Below are 21,885 nucleotides of genomic sequence, written 5' to 3' on the forward strand. Positions count from 1 at the left end.
TTTTACCTACTTCATACCATTTTCACTTTCAAAATTCTTAAAGAAGTTCTTTAAATCATCTACTGAAACATCAGTTTCATCCTTTGCCTGATGTCTACTCCAATCGGTACCCTTTTCTACTGATTTTTTACTATAGTTACGATAATGACTAACTTTATTCTTTTGTTTAGCCTGTTTTCTTTTAGCAATATATTCTAAAGCTTGTTCTCCTGAATGGACCCCATGTTGCAACCAATCATGTAAAATTGTATTAGTTAAATTATAAGAAAGCTTAGGGCTACTTTGCAGACAAATATACGTTAATATATTAAGCAAGTCTGCTGAGATACCTTTCTGGTTATATAAATTATCAAGTAATTGATACTCATTTGCATCAACAAAATCATGACTCTCATTTTTTAAGTAATAGATAAATTGCGCCGGAGTTTTTTCATGTGCTAATTGCAAAATTTCCTGTTCTTTTTTACTGAATTGCTTATCATTAAAAGTTGAATTTACTTGAATTGTCCGTTTTTGATTCTGTTGCTGTGTATCTGTGCCATGAATGGTGTTTGCAATCGTTCGCTTAATTAATGGCATGTTCAATTGATATTCACCGTGCAAACAAGATAAAGTTTCATCAACAAATTCTTGTTCGGCTAGACCATATGTCCGCATTAGACCGCGAATTGCTTCACGATTTTTATCAATTTCACTATTTGGGATTTGATATATTTCAAATTGCTGTTTCATAAAATCCCAATCAATACTGTCTTGTTGATTGATACTTGCTTGTTGATTTTGATCAACCTGGTTTTCACGCACTGCTTGTTTGACTTCTGGTGAAGGATCGATTGCCTCTGCTTTTGGCAAACTAAAAACATCCATAAATGAAGCGGATATATCTTGTGCATTGGCCAATCCGGTCACAGTATTTTTATTTTGCTTATTCTCATGTGCAAAATCACTACTTAGCTTTTGAAAAACTGTAACACCAACTTTTTCTTTTAATAAACTAGCTAATAATGTTGTGGCAAAAAATTCACTACTACTGGGCACTTCTGCCAAACGAAAAGTTAAAACTTGACCCATAATCTTATTATCGAGTAATTTTGTTTGAACTAATCCGACAGCTTCCAACTTATGTAATGCGCTAAACAAGCTTTTAAGGTCGCAATCTAGTTGTTCTTGTAGACTATACAGTCCATGTGCATCTGACAGAATCATTTGTGGATAGTAATCCTCATTTAAGCTTAGATATAAAGCTAGCGCTAACGCGCCAATTAATGGTTGATATAACTTAACCAGAATGCGTAGTGCAGTTACAGAAATTTCTACCCGATTAATAATTAAAAAAGGCTGTTTAGGATTGGGTGTCATAAACATGACTAATTACCCTTCTCTCTTTTTGCCATCATATCTTCCATTGTCTTCATAAAACTAGACATATCCTTAAATTCACGATAAATTGATGCAAACCGAATATAGGCAACATCATCTAATTCAGCTAATTCATCCATAACCAATTTTCCAATTTTTTTAGATGAAATCTCACTAATTCCTTGTTGTCTAATTTTATTTTCTACATGATCAACTAGTTGTTCAAATTGAGAACTAGTAATGGGGCGTTTTTGTCCAGCAGCCATTACACCATGAAGTATTTTTTTGCGGTTAAATGGTTCCCGTGTACCATCATTTTTAATTACTAATAAAGGTGTTGTCTCAATTCGTTCAAAAGTAGTAAACCGAAAACCACAATTTTCACATTCTCTTCGCCGTCTTATTGATCTATTTTCATCACTAGGTCGTGAATCAATGACACGAGATGCATTTTGTCGACAATTAGGACATTCCATACTCTGACTCCTTAATTATTTTACTAATCAATTTATCTAATTTAGTTTCTAAAACTTTTATTGTACTGGTATTTAAAATTACATAATCAGCCAACTTTGCTTTTTGGGCTAACGACATCTGGCTATTAATTCGAGCTATCGCATCTTTTTCAGTTAAATTGTCTCGTACCATTAAACGCTTGATTTGTTCACTTTCTGGTAAAGCAATTAAAATACTACAATCACATAAATTTCGAGCTTTAGATTCAAAAAGTAGTGGTGCATCAAGAACAACAATCAGCTCACCTACCTTTTTATATCGAGTAATTTTAGCCTGAATTTCTTTTAAAATCAATGGATGTGTAATAGCATTCAGCCTTTTCAATTGCTGCTTATCATTAAAAACTATTTGCCCAAGTTTTGCACGATTAATTGATTTATCTGAATTTAAAATATTACATCCAAATTCTGTCACTACAACTTTATAGCCTGCATAATCTATATTTAAAATCTCATGAGCAATTCTGTCACTATCAATGACTGGTATCTTCTTTTTACGAAAGAATGCATCTGCCGTACTCTTCCCGCTAGCAATTCCACCAGTTAAGCCTATCACGATAGTCACTTATAAATCACCTGACAATTGGGACAAAATGTAGTACCACGTCCTGATACCTTGATTTTTTCTAATAAAACCCCACAACGTGAGCAAGGCTCACCTTTATGTCCATATACCTTCAGTAATTTTTGAAAATCGCCCGTATCACCGTTTGCATCAAGATAAGTATGTATGGTTGTGCCGTGCTTTTTTATGGCCAAGTCAATTAGTTCATTAATATTATCGTGCAATTGATGTCCTTGAAACTGCGGAATTTGATTGGCTAAACTTAGTGGGTGAATTTTTGTTTGCCACAATACTTCATCAACGTAAATATTACCAAGTCCAGCAACAATTGTTTGGTCAAGCAGTACATTTTTTATATTCTTTTTTTTGCGACTAAGTGCATTCATCAAGTACTGTGTAGTAAATTCAGATGAATTAGGTTCGCAGCCCAATTTACTAATACCAGTTACTTCCTTTTCTGTACCAGTCTTAACCAATTGCATGCGTCCAAATTTACGGACATCATTATAGCGTAATGCTGTTTTGTCTGTAAAAGCTATTTGAACATGATCGTGCTTATCTTTAGGTGTATTAACCTCTACTAAATGATATTTACCTTCCATCCGCAAATGAGAAACAATAGTTAATTGACCACTTAAACGAATTAGTAAATATTTTGCATAACGATCTATCGTTTCGATTTTCTTACCTACTAATTGCTGAATAAATTGCTCAGAATCACTAGCAATAATTTTGGGATACCACACCGTAACTGCTTGAATCGTTTTTCCTTTAACCAAAGGAAGAAGAGTTCGGCGAACTGTTTCTACTTCTGGCATTTCTGGCATTGATCTATCTCCTTACTTTGCATCAAACCAATCATGACCATAGCCTGAATCAGCAACCAATGGAATATCTAAATGTACTGCTGATTGCATCACTGCAGGAACAATCTCTTTGATAGTTGCTAACTCATCTTTAGGAACATCAAAAATCAATTCATCATGAACTTGAACAACCATTTTTGTTTTTAAATGAAGTTCATCTAACTTGCGTTGCATATTAATCATCGCAATTTTAATAATATCTGCTGCAGATCCTTGAATTGGCGAATTAATTGCAGTACGTTCAGCAAATGATCGAATATTAAAGTTTTTAGCGTGAATATCTGGTAAATAACGCCGGCGATGCATAATAGTTTCAGCATAACCCTTTTCACGAGCTATTTGAACCGCTTTATCCATATATTCTTTAATTTGGGGGTATTGTTCAAAGTAATTATCGATAAATTCTTGAGCTTGCTTACGACTGATATTCAAATTTTTGGATAGGCCATAATCTGAAATGCCATAAACAATACCAAAATTAACTGCTTTGGCTCTACGCCTCATTAATGGGGTTACTTCTGCTGGAGATTTCAATTTGAAAATTTTCATAGCAGTATGCGCATGAATATCATAGCCAGTTCTAAAAGCTTCTTGCATTTGCTCATCACCAGAAACTTGAGCTAAAATCCGTAATTCTATTTGAGAATAATCGCAAGAAAAAATGTAACCAGCTGGATCACTTGGTACAAAGGCTTTTCTAATCTGCTTACCTTCCTGTGTCCGAGTAGGAATATTTTGTAAATTCGGATCAACAGAGGATAAACGCCCAGTTGCTGTTAAAGTCTGTAGATAGCGCGTATGAACTCGTCCATCATGCTTAATTACATCAAGTAACCCATTAACATAGGTTGACTGAATTTTGGCAGTTTGCCGATAAGTTAAAATATCAGCAATAATGGGACTTTGATCTTGCAATTGTGTTAAAACATCAACTGAAGTTGAATAACCGGTTTTTGTTTTTTTAATAGCAGGCAACCCCAACTTTTCAAATAAAATGTGACCTAATTGCTTCGGTGAATTAATATTAAACTCTTCGCCGGCCTCTTCATATATTTTTCTTTCTAAATTTTTGAGTTCAACGGCAAACTCTTTTTGCAAATCAGTTAAAGTATGGGCTTGAACTTTAATCCCGTTAATCTCCATAATTGCTAATACTCGAGCTACAGGCAGTTCAATACTTGCATATAAGTCATCTTGTTCATGGTCTTTAAGTTTACTCAAGAGCGATTCTTTTAAGCTAGCAATAGCTTCAACTTTGGTAGCAAGATGATTATACAGCAACTGATCATCAGCAGGTATTTGTTGACTTTTACCCTTACCGTATACCTCATGATCATGTTTTACTGAATTATCACCATACATGTTGCAAATCTCCGCCATATCATCAGAATTATTTTCATTATTAATCAGATATGAAGCTAAGAGCATATCGTATTCGATTCCTTGAACTTGAATACCTAAACGTCTTAAACCAACCATTGTTCTTTTTAAATCAAAAACATTTTTTTTGATTTTTTCATTCTCTAGGATACTTTTTAGTTCGTTATTCTTTAAAAGATTTACATCGCGACTAAGATAAACTTGCTTATCAATCGCAAAAGCAAAACCAACAAAAGTAGCTGAATGATAATTTGCCCCCAGCATTCCTAAATAAAAGCTAATCGTCTCAGTTTCCTTGACCTTTAAGGCGAGGTTTTTATCGGTTAATTCAGTAAATTCAACATTAGATGCTTGATAAGCACTGTCATTTGGTTCCAATAATTTAGGCGACGGTTCTAAATCATTTAGAAATTTACGAAAATTCATTTTTTCATAAAAATGACGTAATGCATCATAATCAACACTTCTCTTTTTCAAATCAGCAAGACCAATCGTCACCGGTGTACTGCAATTGATTGTAGCAAGCTTCTTAGCCAAAAAGGCCTTATCCTTATCCTTTATTAAATTTTCTTTTAATTTTGACTTTTTTAATTCATCAACATGTTCATATAAGCTTTCAATTGAACCATATTCTTGAATAAGCTGTGTAGCAGTCTTAGGTCCAACCTTAGTCACACCAGGATAATTATCTGAATTATCTCCCATTAGAGCTTTCATATCAATAAACTCAGTAGGTGTTACTCCATTAACCTCTTTCATATGTTCTGGCGTATATGCTTCCAGGTTCAGTACACCTGATTTAGTCACCATTACTGTTACTTTATCTGATGCTAATTGTGTTAAATCCTTATCCCCAGTTACTATGGTTACTTCAAAATTGTTTTTTTCACCAATTTTTGAAAAAGTACCAATTATATCATCTGCTTCATAATCAGTTAATTCATACGTAGCAATCCCCAAATCATGTAATAGTTCATGAATATATGGTAATTGCTCAGACAGTTCAGGCGGGGTTTTTTGCCTGCCACCTTTATAATCACTATACATGGCAGTTCTAAAAGTGGTTTTACCAGCATCAAACGCAACCAAAATATGGTCAGGCTGAACATCACTAAGTAAAACATCGAGCATATTTTTAAAAGTATAAATGGCATTAGTATGTAAACCATCTGCGTTTTTAAAATTTTCAAGTTGACGGTACAGGGCATAAAACGCCCGAAATGCAATCGAATTACCATCAATTAAAAGTAATTTTTGATTAGCCATTGAATCTCCTCACAAGTAAAGCTATAGTTTCCTTTATTCTAACAGTTTTTTTTACTTCTTGCAGAATGCAATCCTTTCCAAGAAAAAAATGACCAAACCAAAATAATAGGCAGTCAATTTGAAAATCTAAAACTTCAAAATAAAAAAGCAAATAATATTATTACTTGCTCATTTAATTAAACTAATTTATCAATCTTTACTATAATTAATCAAACACTTCTAAGTTAGAGCAATTTTTCAAAAGCAGCTTCATACTTTTGAATATCGCCAGCTCCCATAAAGACAATTACACAATCCTTAATTTTGGTTAAATCAGCAATGTTATCAAGATCAATCACTTCAGCATTAGGAATCTTTGCCACCAAGTCCTCACTGGAAATTGCTCCACTACTTTCTCTAGCTGAAGCATAAATTGGCGTGATATATGCTTTATCAACACCACACAAAATATCAATAAATTCATTAGCGTATTTCTTTGTTCTTGTGAAGGTATGCGGTTGAAAAACAACAACTAAATTTTTATCAGGAAACTTTTGCCGAGTAGCTTGAATGGTTGCCCGCATTTCCGTTGGATGGTGGGCATAGTCATCAATTATACTAAATCCACCTAAATCTTTTTCAGAAAAACGCCGTTTTGCTCCCTTATATGTTAATAAACCTTTTTGAATCGCTGCTAATGGAATATTCTCTGTATCTGCAACAGCAATTACTGCTGTTGCATTTAGAATGTTATGATCACCATACAAATGAATAGAAAATTGACCAATTTTTTCTCCATGGTGCAGAACACTAAAACTGGACCCAGCAGTAGACCGCCTAATATCTACTGCCTGAAAATCATCATTTCTATTAAAACCGTATGTATATTTATGGGCATTAGTATGTAATTTTTGTAAACGCTCATCTGCTCCCCAAACAAATAACCCCTTTTGCGTTTGATCAGCTGCTGTTTGAAAGGCAGCAGTATAATCCGCTTGATCTTTAAAATAATCAGGATGATCAAAATCAATATTGGTCATTATTTGATAATCAGGATGATAAGCTAAAAAATGCCGGCGATATTCATCAGCCTCATAAGCAAAAAAGCGTGATTCTTTAACACCTTTTCCTTCACCGTCACCAATCAAATAAGAGGTAGGCGCTGCCGTTTTTAAAACTTGAGCCAGCAAGCCAGTAGTCGATGTTTTACCGTGAGTACCAGAGACGCCAATACTGGTATGTAATCTAATGATTTCTTCAACTGTATCAGGATAACTTTGCCAAGATAGATTTTTTTCTTGACAAGTACTTACTTCAATATTGTCCTCTTTAAAAGCATTCCCTTTAACGATTACTTGACCGGTATCTTTAATATTATTGGCCGCAAATTTAGTGACTTTGATACCAGCTTCTGCTAAAGGAGTTTGCGTAAAAGTGTATTTTTCGATATCACTTCCCGCAACGTTATAGCCTAAATCATTAAGCAATAAAGCCAACGAAGCCATTCCTGTACCTTTAATTCCAATAAACCAAATTTGTTTATTCTTATCTAACATATTTTAAGCTCCAAAATTTCATTTAACACTGGTTATCATTCTACCATTATTTTTATCAAAAAAGCAGCACAGACTAATATTTCAGCATTAAAAAAGCCTCAAAAGTTAACTAACTTTTAGACTTATTTTTATACTATTTGTTAATTACAAACCAATCTTTCCGCTGGCTAATAATTCATCACATTCAGCAGGATCAAATGCTGCACCTACTGGAAAATCGTCGGGTACAACTAATATTCCTCGTTTTTGGGGAGCATGAACAAGTCCTAACTCGCGTGCTGAGCATATCATTCCATATGAATCAACATGCCGCAATGCCCCAGGCCAAATTTGTTGCCCATTAGGCATTAAGGTACCAGGAAGAGCTACCACAACCTTTTGTCCTTGAGCAATATTAGGAGCTCCACAAACAATTTGATATTCTTCATTATCGCCTACATTAACAGTTGTAACATGTAAATGATCAGAATCGGGATGCTTTTCACATGTCTTCACATAGCCATAGACTAGAGTCGGTTTACCATAGGCAAGCTGATCAGTAAAACCAACTTCTGCTAATTTTTGATTTAAAGCCGCCAAATCAGTTTCAGAAAGCTTAACTTGTCCATCAGATAAACTATTATAATCAATTAATTGATCAACATTAAAAAAGTTATAACCAATCACATTGCCTTGTTCATCAACAATCTGGGTAACATCGCCTTTTTCGTTATATTCACTTTTACCATGGTCTTGACCCAAAATCACAATTAAAGTCTTGGGATAACTACGCTTATTAATACTAGTAATCATTTAGCAAAATCCTCTTTCATTAGTCCAATGACCGCAAAAAATTTTCAACTTCTTCTTTGGTTTTACGATCCTTATTAACTAGTCTACCAATTTCTTGACCATCTTGGTAGACAACAAAAGATGGAATTCCCATAATATCCATTTCTTTAGCCAGGTCAACAGCTCCATCGCGGTCAATCTGATAAAATTTGCTATCAGCAAAATCTTTTTCAATTGCTGGTAAAAATTGATCCAAAAAACGGCAATCAGGACACCAATCAGCAGAAAATTCCAGAATTACTCGGCCACTTTTTGTTATTTCAGTTAATTTATCTTTATCAAATGCTTTAATTTGTTCCATCTTTAAAACCTCACGTCTTCCTAAAGTACTTAATTATTTTACCCCAAAATCAGCATGCAGAGCATAAATTGGATTACCCTTAGCTGCAAATTTATGCTCATATTCAGTTTCAATATTGTTTGCAATAATTTCGTGAACCTCATTATGCAAATCAACTGAAACAAAATCAAAATTCATACCATAATTATTCATACTTTGTACAGAATACGCAAATAATCCAGCATTATCTGTTTTAAATTCAAGATGACCATGCGGGGTGATTATTTTTTGATATTTCTGTAAAAATGATTTATAGGTCAGACGCCGCTTTTCATGGCGACTTTTTGGCCAAGGATCACTAAAATTCAAATATAATACATCAGCGCTGTCAAGTGCAAAATAACAATCTATATTAGCTGCATCAGCACATAAAATTTGCAAATTATTTAAATTTTTTGCTAGCTTCGAACGTAAAATCATTCCCGCCGCTGAAATTTGTAACTCAACTGCCACAAAATTTTTTTCAGGGTGTTGCTCAGCCAAGGTCGTAATGAACTGCCCTTTCCCTGAACCAATTTCAATTTCAAGTGGCTTAGTATCGTTAGCAAAACGATCAGCCCAATTTATTGTATTTTGTGGATCCGGTCGATCTAAAACACTCTCTGGATGTTGCTTAACTAAACTAACGGCCCACGGCTTGTTACGTAACCTCATTGATTATATCTTCCTTTGCTTAACTTTCCACGGTAAATACCAATGAGCAATTAGCCAGCTAAATAATAGTAAAAAGCTACTTGCTTCAAATAATTGCAAATTAACTGGTAGAATAAGTAACCAAAAAATGCTAATTATCACCCACTGCATAAATAAAGCTAAGGACAAGACTTTTAAAAGATCCTGTCCTCTTTTAATGTGCTCAATCGGATATACCTGATACATAATATTATTATCAAATTCGTTTGCCATTGGCAATAATTGATAAACCGTTAAAAAAACTACTAATGAGCATAAGGTCAAGGCCCATAGCCAATTTTGAACAAGCAAAGAAATTAAGCCAGCAAAAGCAGTCATTCTAACTAATAAATTCAAATTTTCTGGGTTGCGTAGTAAAGCCCGCCGATAAAGAAATTTATTAGGATTTTCGTTTCTGAGTGAGTTAGGAAGTAAAAAGTCTAAGTATTTACGTCGTCTAATTTTTACTTTTCGCTCTTTAACATCCGTAAACATGCTAAATACGCCATATACTTGATTTTTACGTCTTTGCTCTAGCTCTACTGCATATTGCCAATCAAACAAGGCAGCATTTTGTGGTTTAAAAGTTACTACACTAATAAGTATCGCTAATAGAATAACTACGAGAAGCATCGTCTTCGGCCACATCATCAATACTGCAAAAGTAATAAAAAATAACGTATTTACCAAAAAAAGGGATATTTTTTTATTATAAAACAAATTATATTCCATTACTTTTAGTTGGGCAATTTTGGCAAGGAAAACTGCTAAAACTGCTAAGCAATATAATAATATAGAAATTTTAGCTTTAATTAAGGCAAATGGAAATAAGATTCCAGCAATTAATACTAAACATATTAGAGGAACCAATAAACTATAACTGCGCATTATTTTTAAATATGCGCGCATATTTTTATCCTGAGGTAACAAAAATTGGATATCCGCAGCTTGAAGCAAGGTTACTAATTTGCCTATAAGTAAGGGCATACTTAAGATAAGGCCAACTAAAGGTTTGTAAAAATACAAATTTGGTGGCATTTTTTTCATGCTTTGAGCATACCAAAACATTAATGCGCCAAACAAAAAAATTATGGCTAAAATAAAAAAATCGTTAAAAACCAGGGTCAAATATTTAAGAGATTGCTGTAAATTTTTCTGCAATCTATTTTTAGCTAAATCTTGCATGCTGTTGCTCCTGATTAAGAATTTGATATATCTTATCAAATGAATCTGTCGCGGTTAAACCATAATGTAGCCGAATATCTGATATACTACCAATTACTTCAATCTCACCATTATTTAAAACTGCATAATTAGAAATTACCTGTTCCGCATCAGCCAAAATATGGGTAGACATTAACACCATTTTTCCAGTTGCAATCGCCTCTTTAATTAGATCAATCAAATTAGTTACGGCTAACGGATCAAGCCCTGTAAAGGGTTCATCAATCACTAAAAGATCGGTATCAGCCAAAAAAGCTGCTACAATCATGACCTTCTGCTTCATTCCTTTTGAAAAGTGAACTGGTAACCAATCCAATTTATCTTCGAGCCTAAATAATTGTAGCAGTTGCTGTGCTCTGACCCAGGCTTTTTCTTCATTTAACTGATAGCTAAGAATAATTAACGCTAAATGCTCTTTCAAAGTTAGTTCTGGATATAAAACAGGCACTTCTGGAATATAGGCGACCTGTCTTTTAAAAGCAGTTGGTTGTTTATTTAACGAAACTTCATTTAAAGTGATTTTTCCCTTTTGTGGTCGCAAAAGCCCTAAAATGTGCTTGATTGTGGTCGATTTTCCTGCACCATTTAGCCCAATAATACCTAATGCTTGACCTGACTTAATTGTCAAATTTATATCTTTAATTACTGGAACGCCTGCATAGCCGCCAGTTAAATGTTCAATTTTTAGAACCATAATCCCTGTCTTTCTTTTAATGAATTTACTCAATATATATGATAGCATGATATTAAAAGAAACTAAATTTTGAAATTAAGAGGTTTAAAGATGGACGAATTAGAACAAGACTGCCTATTTTGTAAAATCATTCGTGGTGAAGTACCAAGCTACACTATATTTGAAAATGAAGATGTTTATGCTTTTTTAGATTTATCACAAGTAAATCCAGGGCATAGCCTAATGATACCTAAAAAACATATGGTTAACCTATTTGACTATACTCCTAATGAGGCCCAAAAATATTTACAATACATTCCTACTATTGCTAATGCGATTAAGCAATTTGATTCAAAGATAACCGGAATGAATATTACTACTAATAATGGAACTAGTGCTGGACAAGTGATTATGCACTCACACATTCATTTTATTCCTCGTTTTGAAGGTGATGGCTTGACTACAGCTACACGAAATAACGAAAAAAAGTATACTAAAGCTGACTATCAAAAGATTGCCACTCAAATTAAAAGCAACTTTTAAGGAGAAATTATGAAACACTTTAATTTTAGTGTAGGATTAGTAATCGGTGCCGCAACGGGGACAATTTTGTCATTAATCCGTTTTAAAAATGGTCAACGCCTAGGTCAACCATTACAAGATCAATCTCAAGCTACTCAAAATGATATTAATAATCTCAAAGAAGCCCTTAACAACTTCCAAGAAGCTAAGCAAAAGTTAAATGATGCTTTACCAGCTGGTAAAAAAACTAGCGTTGAATTAGAAAATAATTTTAAATACTACCAGATGAAAGTTGATCGTATCCTTAAAAATCTAGCTACAAACCAGCAGAAGTTAAGTAGAAATTTTAGTAATAATAAAGAATAAATGGTAAAGAAAGTTTGAATTTTTTGATGAAAATTGGCAAATTAAAAACGTAAATTTCTAGTTTGTGTTATATTAGTTGCTGATGACTTAATTTATTAAGGATGTGGAGAGTTTATTTTATGAAAAAATATTTTAAAACATTTGCTACAGTTGCTGCTGTAGCCGGAATTGCATTGTCAACTACTGCTTGTTCTAATGGTGGAAAGGCTGTTGCTTCATATAAAGGCGGGAAAATTACTCAACAAGAGTATTACGATGAAATGAAGAAGTCACAAGCCGGTCAAACCGCTTTAGCAAATATGATTATCAATCATGTTTTGGATGAACAATATGGCAGTAAAGTTTCAAAGAAACAAGTTGATAAGCAATTTGATAATTACAAAAAACAATATGGTGCGCAGTTTAGTGCTGTCTTGCAGCAAAATGGGATGACTGTTTCAAGTTTTAAGCAAAATTTAAAAACTAACCTACTTACCGAGGAAGCTTTAAAAGATATTAAGAAAATTTCTAAGAGTCAAGAAGATAAGGCTTGGAAATCATACCAGCCTAAAGTAACTGTACAACATATTTTGGTGGCTAAAAAATCACAAGCGGAAAATATTATTAGTGAATTAAATGATGGTAAAAGTTTTAGTAGCCTCGTTAAAAAATATTCACTTGATACTGGCACTAAGTCAAAAGCAGGAAAATTACCTGCCTTTGACTCAACCGATTCAAGTTTAGATCCTGCTTTTAAAAATGCGGCATTTAAATTAAAAACCGGTCAGACAACTAAAGAACCAGTAAAATCACAATCAGGTTATCACGTGATTAAAATGATTAACCATCCATCTAAAGGGACGTTTGCTTCTCATAAAAAAGCTATTGATGAAGAGATTTATCATTCAATGGCGCAAGATCAAGAAACAATGCGTAGTGTAATTGCGACAGTTTTGAAGAAAGCTGATATTCAAATTAAAGATAACGATTTGAAGAATGTTTTATCTTCATACGTAAGTGCCGGTGACATCAATAAAAAGTAGTTAGATGAACTACTTAATTGAGGCTTATTGCAATATTAATTTCAATAAGCCTTTATTGTTAGCTAACAATAAACGGATCATTTATCCATAACCAAATAAAAATACTGTTAATGGTTTAATATAAATTCAACCACTAGCAGTATTTTTATTTTATCAATTATAGTTATTCCAGCTTCCGGGATTCTGTCAACGCTTGATCTTCCTTAGGGCGATAAAATTTTCTCCCTCCTTGACTCATAATATTTGCAGTAAAATTTCCTGGCTTAGTTTGCTGTAAGGCATTAGTTATTGCATATATCGATGCATCTAAATCGTCAATTCGATGGAGCAGCTCTGCTTCCAATAATGCGGGTAATTTAGGTGAACCATATTCATATTTCCCATGATGAGATAATACCATGTGGCGCAATAATAACAAGTCTTCCGATTCCGGACTAATTTTAAGCTCACGCGCGGCTAACATTATCTGCTCATCAATTAAAACGAGATGACCAATAAGATTACCCTCTGTAGTATATTGCGTTGCAGCAGGACCTGTTAATTCTAAAACTTTACCCATGTCATGCAAAATACACCCCGCATAAAGAAGTGAACGATTAACTTGAGGATAATTAGCAGTAAGCGCTTTAGCATCACGCAACATCGAGACTGTATGATATGCTAATCCACTACGTACAGCATGATGGTTACTTTTTCCAGCTGGATAATCAAAGAACGGCTGATTCCATTTTTTTAATAGATATTGAACAATTTTACTCCATGTTGAATTTATAATCTCCGAAGCATAATTATAAATTTCTGCCTTCATTACAGAAATTGTTTCAGGCGCAGCCTTAATAAACTGATCTAAATCATAACCCTCTTCAGGACCAACTACTCGCAAACTATATATTTTTAGTTGCGGCTGATTTTGGTACTCTTCCCGTTTACCATCTACTTCAACAATAGTTCCTTCACTATAACTAGCTGCATCCTGACTGCCAGCATCCCAGTAGTTGCCACGAATCTCACCCGAAGCATCACAAAAAGTTAAGGCCAAATACAATTTGCCTTTTTTAGTATGTAATAACTGTGAACTTTTTATCAATAAAACTAATTCTAATTCTTCGCCATCATTATAATCCAGCAAACGCTTGTACATTTTAGTTTCCTCTCGTAAAAGTTAATGGTTGTCGTTGCAATTTAGTAGCCAAATTAGCTTGCGCCGTAAAAATCAAAACTTGATTACTTTGTGCAACTTTATTTAATAACTGCGTAATTTGCTCAGTTCGTTGCTCATCAAAATTTACAAATGAATCATCAATTAAAATTGGCATATTAATTTGGTCCTTGATTTGCTCAATAAATGCTAACTTAAGAGCAAAATAAAGCTGTTCTGAAGTTCCGCGTGACAAATACTGCACTTTGATTTTTTTGCCATCATAGCGATTGACTGCTAATTTTTTTTCAATTTGAATATCATTATACCGATTATTAGTTAATAGCTGCAAATATTCTTTAGCCGTAATCAGCATTTTAGGAAAACGTTCATTAGAGGCAAGGTTAAGTGCCTGACTAATCCACTTAGCAGCACTTAAATTTGATAAGTATTCTGCTGATAAATTTTTAAACTGTGCTTGTGTGTTGGCTAGTTCTTGTTGCGCCGAAAAAACTGCTGTTGAGCTAGCTAGAGTAGCCATTTTTACTTTAATTTCAGCAATCTTATTTTGGCTAGCACTAATTTGCTTTTGCTCTTTAGCTATTTTTTGCGCTAAAGTCGTTAGTTGGTCCGTAAAAACTTGTGCATTTTGCGTCAATTCCTTTAACTTTGCTATATTTGGATTAAGATTATTATTTAAAAGGTCGATTTTTATTTTAAGTGCAGTTTGTTGCTCATTTTTTACTTGCTGGTTAGCATATTCAGTCATATTTTCAACTTGCGCCTGTGTCAATTCAGTTTGTAGCAGTGCGTTAGTTTTAGCCAGTAACTCATTATTTTCGATTAAATTAGACTGCAAGTCAGCTTTTACTTCTGAGTAATGATTAATTTTTGCTATCTTTTCTTCTAATTGATTCAATGCCTCGCTAACAGCAGAAAAATTGTATTCAACTGGTGCACCTAAGTTTTTACTTATTTGATCCGCCAGATGTTGCATTTTACCTAATAATTCTGCCTCTTGCTGTATAATAGTTGCTTTTTTTTGTTTTTGTAATTGCAATTGCCGCCAAGCACTCAGTAATCCTGTTAAATCTAGCTGAGTACTACTTAAACCATATTTTTGATAGAAAACCTCATGTTGCTGTTTGATGGCATTTACATTGTGTACTTCATTGACTTTTGCTACCCTTTGTTCTCGTTGCTGCTTTTGCTGCCATCCAATCGGCAAAATTGCCGTAATTAATATTAACCCACCAAATATTTTTGAGTTAGTAACAAATAAAATTAAACCTAAAATTATTAAAAAAATACCTAAGAATAAAAAATTATGGTTTTGCGCTTCCCCTTTTTCACTTACTTGATCAATACTGGGTAATTTTTGATAGTCCCTTTGTAAATTTATAACTTCAGCTTGGTTAAAATTAACAATTTTATTCAATTCTGGACTGATAGCTAATAACTCTTGTTGATCTTCTTGTAAACGATACTCTTCTTGCTTGCAATTCTTATATTCAGACTGCCATTGTAATAATTCTGGCCTTTCTTGTAGTATACGCTTAGATTCAGGCGCAATATCGGCTACCTTTCCCAGTTGATCTATTCTTTGCTGTAAATTTTCTTTATTTTCTTGTAAATTTTGAATTTTTAAAGCTAAAGTTTGCGCTACATGATACTTTTTTTCATCAAAATTGACGGGCTTAACTTGATCCTTCAATTCCAGCAATTCTCTATAACTAGGAATAAGATTTTCTAAGCGTTCTAATTGACTATACTCTTTTTGCAAATCAAAGAGGTCTTCCTCGTAAGCATTTTGTTTCTCTTGTAAGTTCGTATATTCTTTAGCTAAATTTTGATAAATAATAAATTCATTTTCAGCTTTGTTTACGTTGATTCTTTTTTCTTGTAACTCTTTGAGTAGACGATTAAGTGGTGGAACAGTTCCTGCCTTTTTAAATAAGTTACTTGCCTTTTTAGCAAAATCATTCCGCAAATCAATTAATTTGTCACTATTAGCTGCTCCTAAATAGTAAATGTGCTCTAACAAATCGGACTGTTGAATTTTATCTATTTTACCCAGCATATCTTGATTAAAGATAAAACTATCAGCATAAAAATCACCGTCAATATTTTTTATTTGATCAAAAAAAATATTTTCTGGTACTACTTGATTATTACGTTTGACTATTAACGTACCTATTTTTGAACCCCTACCACTCACATATAAGCGTTCCAGTTCATAATCATTTTGTTGATCGTCTTTAAAAAAGAGCGCGCCACCCATCGGACTTACGTGTGCAAGTGGCTTATAATCTTCAAAAAAGTCACTCGCATGTTTGGCTAAATGAAACCCAAACAAAATTTGCTTAATAAAAGCAACAATTGTACTTTTGCCTGCTTCGTTGACACCATAAAAAGCATTGAGATGGGAATTTGGTAATTCAACTGTAAAATTTGAAAATTGGCCAAAATTGACAATTTTAAGTTTAACTAATTTCATCGCTAATTCCTTTCAGCTTATTATTCAATTCAACTTCAGTCAGTTGTACAACCTCCTGTAAAAAATTTTCATCCTCAATGAGCTGACTAGCAAACTCATCCTTTTGAACCCAGTCTTTACAAAAGGCTAAAAAGTTATTTTTGTCAAAAACATCTTTTTTAGCCTGATTAAAGTAGGTTAAATCATTACTTGCAACTTCAAGCTGGCTATTGGAAGAGAAACGGACATCAACTAATTGTGAATTATAATCTAATTTACTAGAAATCATTTGCCAAAACTGGCTATCTTGAATTAAATCACGTTCTTTTTCATTTAAAAATTCTGCTCCATTAAGCTGTAAGCTATAATACGTAGTTGCCTTAGCTTTAGTTACTGTTAAAATTTTCTTTTGTAAATCAGTTGGGCTAATTGGGGCATTTAACTTAATATCGACTTGTTGCCAAATAATTGGACTAGTCTGCAAAAAGCTAATTTTTGTTTCTTTTGTGCGTTCGTCTATTTCGCCAAAATAACATCCCTTTGCGCCTTTTTCATTAATATGGCGCCCTTGAATATTACCCGAATAAGCAATCAATGGCTTCTCAGATAATATTTGCCGTAAATGAATATGACCTAAAGCAAAATAGTCATAATTTAGCTCCTTTAATTCAGTTAAATTAAAAGGTGCATATACATTTTGGTTACTTTTTCCTGATTTTTCTTGTGCGTGCATAATGCCAAAGTTATAATTGGCATTCTTTGCCGGAAAGGCTGCCACTTTATCAATTGTAATATGGTTATTAAGATACGAAAAGCCCGTAACGCTGTATTTAAAGCCGCTGTCAGTTTGTCGATTGATAGTTTCAATTTTTTCGCTATTACCGAGTAACTTAAAATAAGGACTATCAGGAACTAGCAAGTCGGTTTTTTGCATATGGTCATGATTACCAAAAATCATTACAACTTGAATCTTTGCTTTAGTTAAGCGTTCAACTTCACTTGCAAAAAGTAATTGGCTACTTGGATTAGGGCGGGGACTATCAAATGTATCACCAGCAATTAGTACAAGGTCCACTTTTTCTTTTATTGCTACATTAACAATTTGGGTTAGCGACTCATTAGGAGCTTGGTGAATTTGGGTAAAACTGTTAGATGGTAAAAAAGATAGTCCTAAAAATGGACTATCTAAATGCGCATCTGCTAAATGAATAAATTTCATCATTACTACTAATTTCTAAGACCTTCGTAAAGATCATTAATCGGCTTAGTAATTACTTTTTGAACATCATCCACTGTTTTATATAAACCTTGTTCAACTTGTAACAATTTTAAAATTTGTGAGTTTTTTTGCACTTGTTCATTCAATTTTTGATAATTTTCTTGTAATTCTGGTGATAGCTCTTTGCCTTGAGATTGAGTGCTAATAATTTCACTTTGCAACTTATCCATTTGCTTAAATAAGGATAAGCTTTCCTCATCACTCTTGACTTCAGCAATTGCCTTTTCTAAAGCTTTAAATTCATCGATTTGTTGTAAATCACTAGCCAATTGATTAGCTGAATCATAAATATTTATCATAGTAATCCTCCTAAGTTAGTGGTCGAAAAGACCTTTGACATCATTATACCATTCATTAAGTTTTTGACTTGCCGATCCAATGGTTTTTTCAATTTTATTACTAAAGCCATTAGTCCAATCTGAATTAGCACCATTATTTTTAATAATTTGACTGGGTGCCTTTTCAATAAACTGATTTTGTGCAGTATATGGTAAAATTCCTTCCATTTCTGCTTTATAAAGGCGAGTTATTCCAGTTTCAGAAACGCCACGCATAAAATGCTTTTTATCTGTTCGATCAAACCCAACCCAAGTAGCAACAACAACATCAGGCGTATATCCAACAATCCACTGATCCTTAGTCCCAAAACCATAAGAATTAGGAACCTCTGTCGAACCAGTTTTACCCGCTACCCGGTAACCAGCAGGTTGCGCTGATGCACCAGTACCATTAGCAAATACACCTAAAAGCATCGTCGTCATTTCTTTAGCCGTATTTTCTGAAATTATACGATGATGCCCGTGATTGTGATTTTCTGCAATTACATTACCACTGGCATCAGTAATCTTAGTAATAAAAAATGAGCTGTCAGGGAAATTACCTTTATTGGCAAAAGCCGAGTAGGCCCGGGCCATTTGGACTGGTGAAACTCCAGTTGACAATCCTCCTAAAGCTAGCGCTAAATTTTGATCTTCCTTTGGTATTTTTATACCAAAATTATTTGCGGACTGAACACCTTTAGCCACGCCAATTCGATCAAGTAACCAAACAGCTGGCACATTTTTACTTTGAGCCAAGGCGACAAACATGGGAATTTTATCAGAATAGCCATTATCAACATTATGTGGTTGATAACCATTACGCCCAAAACGTTGTAATTTGTTGGATAACAAGGAGTCATAATGATAGTCTTGTTGTAATGCTGGAGCATAAGTAACGATTGGCTTAATTGATGATCCTGGCTGTCTTTTCATTTGCGTGGCACGATTATAGCCGCGAAAGACATGCTCATTTCGCCCACCAATTACGGCTCTAACAGCACCTGAAGTAGGATCCATTACCACACTGGCTGCTTGTGTTTTAGTGCCGTCAGCTGCATTAGGTGGAAAAAGCCAAGCTTGAGCAAATTTTGCTTGAAGTTGCTTTTGATAATTTTGATTTAAAGAGGTATATATCTTTAAGCCTTTATTCATCACATCTTCTTCTTTCAACCCATAGCGACTGATTGCTTCATTTACAACTGCATCAAAGAAATAGGGATAACGATAACCATCTTGATTATGGTAGGTGTCGCGCAAATTCAAACCTTGACTCTGCTCAACTTTAGCTTGCTGAGCAGTAAGTTTGTTATTTTGCACCATTAAATCTAAAACAACATTGCGGCGCGCAAGCGAATATGACATATGATCAATTGGATTATACTGACTAGGATTTCTCAAAATGCCTGCAAGAGTTGCTCCTTCTCCTGGTGTTAGTTGACTTGCATTTTTACCAAAATATTTTTGACTAGCATCCTGCACCCCCCAAACACCATTACCAAAATATGCTTTATTAAGATACATCGTTAAAATATCTTTTTTTGAATAGACATGGTTAATTTCCACAGCAAAAAAAAGTTCTTCGATTTTCCGTGAAAAAGTCTGCTTTTGCGTTAAAAGCGCATTTTTAGCTAGTTGCTGCGTGATCGTTGAACCACCACCAGCAATTTGTCCACGATGGGCGATCAGTCCTAAGGCAGCTCTAGCCATGCCTTTAATACTGAAACCAGGGTTTTTCCAAAAAGTTCTATCCTCAGTAGAAATGACTGCGTTCTTGACATTTGCCGAAATTTTATTATATTCAACAAAGGTGCCTTTTTGAGAATAAAGCGACCCTGCCTTTTGATTTTTATAATCATAAATGGCAGTAGTGGTCGACAAAGAGGCCTTTAAGTTAGAAATATTTGAAGTTTTAACCTTAACGGTATAATAAGCACAAACCAAAAGAGTTAAGCTAAGCACGATTAAAATTAACCAGCGCCCGATAAAAAATCGATTATCAAATCGGTGCCAGAGGGCTTTTAGTCCCCTTTTTTTTGGTTCATTATTTTCCATTAGACAATGCTCCTTTTAGAAACAATTGAAATTGTATCATATCCAAAACTATTATTTATATTTAAAAAGAAGATTTAATAAATATTTATGAGCTATTATTTTACACTTACCTATCCGCCCAATCTTGCCCCTTGCTCAATAAGCAATCTGTTACGCTATTTGTTAATACCTCGAAAATGGCGTCATTTTTTACGAACAGAACAAAAAATATTAATTAATGGCCATTATCGCTATTTTAATCAACTTGTTTTGCCAAATGAAAAAATAGAATTGCAACTTGATCATGTTGATTCCCTGCAAGGAGTATATCCACCGAGTGGGCGTTTGCCAGATGTAGTTTATGAAGACCATGATCTGTTAATAATAAATAAGCCCACGGGACAAAAGACTCATCCCAATTTACACGAAACAGATACGGCGTTAAACGATTGTACAACTTATTTAAAGAACACGCCCTTTATTGTACACCGTTTAGATATGCTGACCAATGGCTTACTACTAATAGCTAAAAATCCAGCCGTTGTCCCCATCCTAAATAGAGAATTAGCTCAAAAAATTTTCCACCGAGAATATTTAGCGATTGTTGATCATGCCCAAAATTTACACAATGCTGGGACAATTAATTTACCAATTGGTCACGACCCACTCGACCAACGTAAACGTAAGATTCGCAATGATGGTTTAACCTCTATAACTAATTATCAAGTTTTGCAGCGTTACGCTAACAATTCGGCTTTAGTCAAACTAAAGCTAGAAACTGGTCGAACGCATCAAATTCGCGTTCATCTAGCTGCACTAGGCAGCCCAATCATTGGTGATCCACTTTACAATTCAGAATTTACCGGTAGTGAGTCACTTCAGCTAACAGCTTACCAAGTATCTTTGACTAAGCCATTTTCTTTTGAGCAAATTAAGGTTACTTTGCCTTTTAGCAAAATTAATTTAATTAATAACTAAAAGAGTTGGATCAATTATTGACCCAACTTTTTTTACTTACTTTTTACAGCAATATTTGACGGCTCATAGGAATCAGGCTGGTTTTTTTGCATTATTTCAGCATAATGATTTACTTTGCGGTTAATTGTTGCTAAATGTTTTTTTAACTCTGAAATTTCGGCAAGAGTATCTTGCTGCTGCCTAAGCATAATCTGGTACCGTTCAGAGACTGTTTGTTCACCTTCTTGCACTAACTCTAAATAATGCCGGATGTTTTTTAAGGGCATCCCAGTTTCACGAAGACAAACAACAATTTGTAGCCACTCTATATCCACATCATCAAATAAGCGATTATTATTTTGGTCCCGTTTAACAAAAGGAATCAAGCCATTATCATCATAATATCTTATTGTATAAGGAGTTAATCCCATTTTGTGTGCTACTTCTTGAACTGAATAAGTCATTGTTTCACCTCTTCATAAAAAAAGTATTGCATTCAAGCTACTATAAGGAGCTAAAATGATTTTAAATCAAATTAGAAAGGAATT

Annotated in this window: 21 protein-coding genes; 4 read left to right on the forward strand and 17 right to left on the reverse strand. The window is 34.0% G+C overall.

What is annotated here, in order from left to right:
• Positions 1-6: 6 nt before the first annotated feature.
• From F5ESL0233_RS05715 to F5ESL0233_RS05765, 11 genes are all read right to left on the reverse strand, one after another.
• Positions 7-1,365, reverse strand: a complete 1,359-nt coding sequence (locus tag F5ESL0233_RS05715; protein WP_090092892.1) for a DnaD domain protein — start codon at positions 1,363-1,365, stop codon at positions 7-9.
• 2 nt (positions 1,366-1,367) lie between these two features.
• Positions 1,368-1,835, reverse strand: coding sequence for a transcriptional regulator NrdR (gene nrdR / locus F5ESL0233_RS05720; RefSeq protein ID WP_090092894.1), 468 nt, complete (start codon positions 1,833-1,835; stop codon positions 1,368-1,370).
• Positions 1,822-2,439, reverse strand: coding sequence for a dephospho-CoA kinase (gene coaE, locus F5ESL0233_RS05725; protein WP_090092895.1), 618 nt, complete (start codon positions 2,437-2,439; stop codon positions 1,822-1,824). The genes nrdR and coaE overlap by 14 nt, the downstream gene beginning before the upstream one ends.
• Positions 2,436-3,266: a DNA-formamidopyrimidine glycosylase gene (gene mutM, locus F5ESL0233_RS05730; protein WP_090092897.1), complete on the reverse strand. Its 831-nt coding sequence runs from the start codon at positions 3,264-3,266 to the stop codon at positions 2,436-2,438. Before mutM ends, coaE begins: the two co-directional genes overlap by 4 nt.
• A 12-nt stretch (positions 3,267-3,278) precedes the next feature.
• A complete protein-coding gene (gene polA / locus F5ESL0233_RS05735) occupies positions 3,279-5,951 on the reverse strand; it encodes a DNA polymerase I (protein WP_122059194.1) in 2,673 nt (890 codons plus the stop codon).
• Between the two features lie 224 nt (positions 5,952-6,175).
• Positions 6,176-7,486: a UDP-N-acetylmuramate--L-alanine ligase gene (gene murC, locus F5ESL0233_RS05740; RefSeq protein WP_122059196.1), complete on the reverse strand. Its 1,311-nt coding sequence runs from the start codon at positions 7,484-7,486 to the stop codon at positions 6,176-6,178.
• Positions 7,487-7,630: 144 nt separating this feature from the next.
• Positions 7,631-8,278: a YtpR family tRNA-binding protein gene (gene ytpR, locus F5ESL0233_RS05745; protein ID WP_122059197.1), complete on the reverse strand. Its 648-nt coding sequence runs from the start codon at positions 8,276-8,278 to the stop codon at positions 7,631-7,633.
• A 19-nt stretch (positions 8,279-8,297) separates the two neighbouring features.
• Positions 8,298-8,618 (reverse strand): thioredoxin family protein, encoded by a 321-nt coding sequence (locus F5ESL0233_RS05750; protein WP_090092903.1) that lies wholly within the window; start codon positions 8,616-8,618, stop codon positions 8,298-8,300.
• 33 nt (positions 8,619-8,651) lie between these two features.
• The gene (gene trmB, locus F5ESL0233_RS05755; RefSeq protein WP_122059199.1) at positions 8,652-9,311 is read right to left on the reverse strand and encodes a tRNA (guanosine(46)-N7)-methyltransferase TrmB; all 660 of its coding nucleotides are present in this window, start codon (positions 9,309-9,311) and stop codon (positions 8,652-8,654) included.
• A gap of 3 nt (positions 9,312-9,314) precedes the next feature.
• On the reverse strand, positions 9,315-10,514 hold the full coding sequence (locus F5ESL0233_RS05760) for an ABC transporter permease (protein ID WP_122059200.1): 1,200 nt from the start codon (positions 10,512-10,514) through the stop codon (positions 9,315-9,317).
• Positions 10,498-11,247, reverse strand: a complete 750-nt coding sequence (locus F5ESL0233_RS05765) for an ABC transporter ATP-binding protein (RefSeq protein ID WP_122021989.1) — start codon at positions 11,245-11,247, stop codon at positions 10,498-10,500. Before F5ESL0233_RS05765 ends, F5ESL0233_RS05760 begins: the two co-directional genes overlap by 17 nt.
• Before the next feature lie 90 nt (positions 11,248-11,337).
• Between F5ESL0233_RS05765 and F5ESL0233_RS05770 the strand changes: the two genes are divergently transcribed.
• The 3 genes from F5ESL0233_RS05770 to F5ESL0233_RS05780 all read left to right on the forward strand — a co-directional run bounded on the left by F5ESL0233_RS05770 (position 11,338) and on the right by F5ESL0233_RS05780 (position 13,136).
• Positions 11,338-11,769, forward strand: coding sequence for an HIT family protein (locus F5ESL0233_RS05770; protein ID WP_122021990.1), 432 nt, complete (start codon positions 11,338-11,340; stop codon positions 11,767-11,769).
• 9 nt (positions 11,770-11,778) lie between these two features.
• Positions 11,779-12,114, forward strand: a complete 336-nt coding sequence (locus F5ESL0233_RS05775; RefSeq protein ID WP_122059202.1) for a hypothetical protein — start codon at positions 11,779-11,781, stop codon at positions 12,112-12,114.
• Positions 12,115-12,233: 119 nt separating this feature from the next.
• Positions 12,234-13,136, forward strand: a complete 903-nt coding sequence (locus tag F5ESL0233_RS05780; protein ID WP_090092913.1) for a peptidylprolyl isomerase PrsA — start codon at positions 12,234-12,236, stop codon at positions 13,134-13,136.
• A 163-nt stretch (positions 13,137-13,299) separates the two neighbouring features.
• Here F5ESL0233_RS05780 and F5ESL0233_RS05785 read toward each other — a convergent pair whose 3' ends face one another.
• The 5 genes from F5ESL0233_RS05785 to F5ESL0233_RS05805 are packed head-to-tail and all read right to left on the reverse strand — an operon-like array spanning position 13,300 to position 20,401.
• The gene (locus F5ESL0233_RS05785) at positions 13,300-14,277 is read right to left on the reverse strand and encodes a 3'-5' exoribonuclease YhaM family protein (RefSeq protein WP_103716072.1); all 978 of its coding nucleotides are present in this window, start codon (positions 14,275-14,277) and stop codon (positions 13,300-13,302) included.
• A gap of 1 nt (position 14,278) precedes the next feature.
• Complete coding sequence (locus F5ESL0233_RS05790) at positions 14,279-16,771, reverse strand: AAA family ATPase (RefSeq protein ID WP_122059203.1); 2,493 nt, start codon at positions 16,769-16,771, stop codon at positions 14,279-14,281.
• Positions 16,758-17,969, reverse strand: a complete 1,212-nt coding sequence (locus tag F5ESL0233_RS05795; protein WP_122059205.1) for a DNA repair exonuclease — start codon at positions 17,967-17,969, stop codon at positions 16,758-16,760. Before F5ESL0233_RS05795 ends, F5ESL0233_RS05790 begins: the two co-directional genes overlap by 14 nt.
• A gap of 8 nt (positions 17,970-17,977) precedes the next feature.
• Entirely contained in the window at positions 17,978-18,328 is a 351-nt protein-coding gene (locus F5ESL0233_RS05800) for a YlbF family regulator (protein WP_090092919.1), read from the reverse strand.
• A gap of 15 nt (positions 18,329-18,343) precedes the next feature.
• Positions 18,344-20,401, reverse strand: a complete 2,058-nt coding sequence (locus F5ESL0233_RS05805; protein WP_122059206.1) for a PBP1A family penicillin-binding protein — start codon at positions 20,399-20,401, stop codon at positions 18,344-18,346.
• 87 nt (positions 20,402-20,488) lie between these two features.
• Between F5ESL0233_RS05805 and F5ESL0233_RS05810 the strand changes: the two genes are divergently transcribed.
• Complete coding sequence (locus F5ESL0233_RS05810; RefSeq protein WP_090092922.1) at positions 20,489-21,358, forward strand: RluA family pseudouridine synthase; 870 nt, start codon at positions 20,489-20,491, stop codon at positions 21,356-21,358.
• A 32-nt stretch (positions 21,359-21,390) separates the two neighbouring features.
• On the opposite strand, the gene F5ESL0233_RS05815 is transcribed toward F5ESL0233_RS05810, so the two are convergent.
• Positions 21,391-21,801, reverse strand: coding sequence for a MerR family transcriptional regulator (locus F5ESL0233_RS05815; protein ID WP_090092923.1), 411 nt, complete (start codon positions 21,799-21,801; stop codon positions 21,391-21,393).
• Positions 21,802-21,885: the final 84 nt, after the last annotated feature.

Origin of the sequence: Lactobacillus sp. ESL0233 (genome assembly GCF_003692995.1) — a bacterium.
GTDB classification, from domain to species: domain Bacteria; phylum Bacillota; class Bacilli; order Lactobacillales; family Lactobacillaceae; genus Lactobacillus; species Lactobacillus bombicola.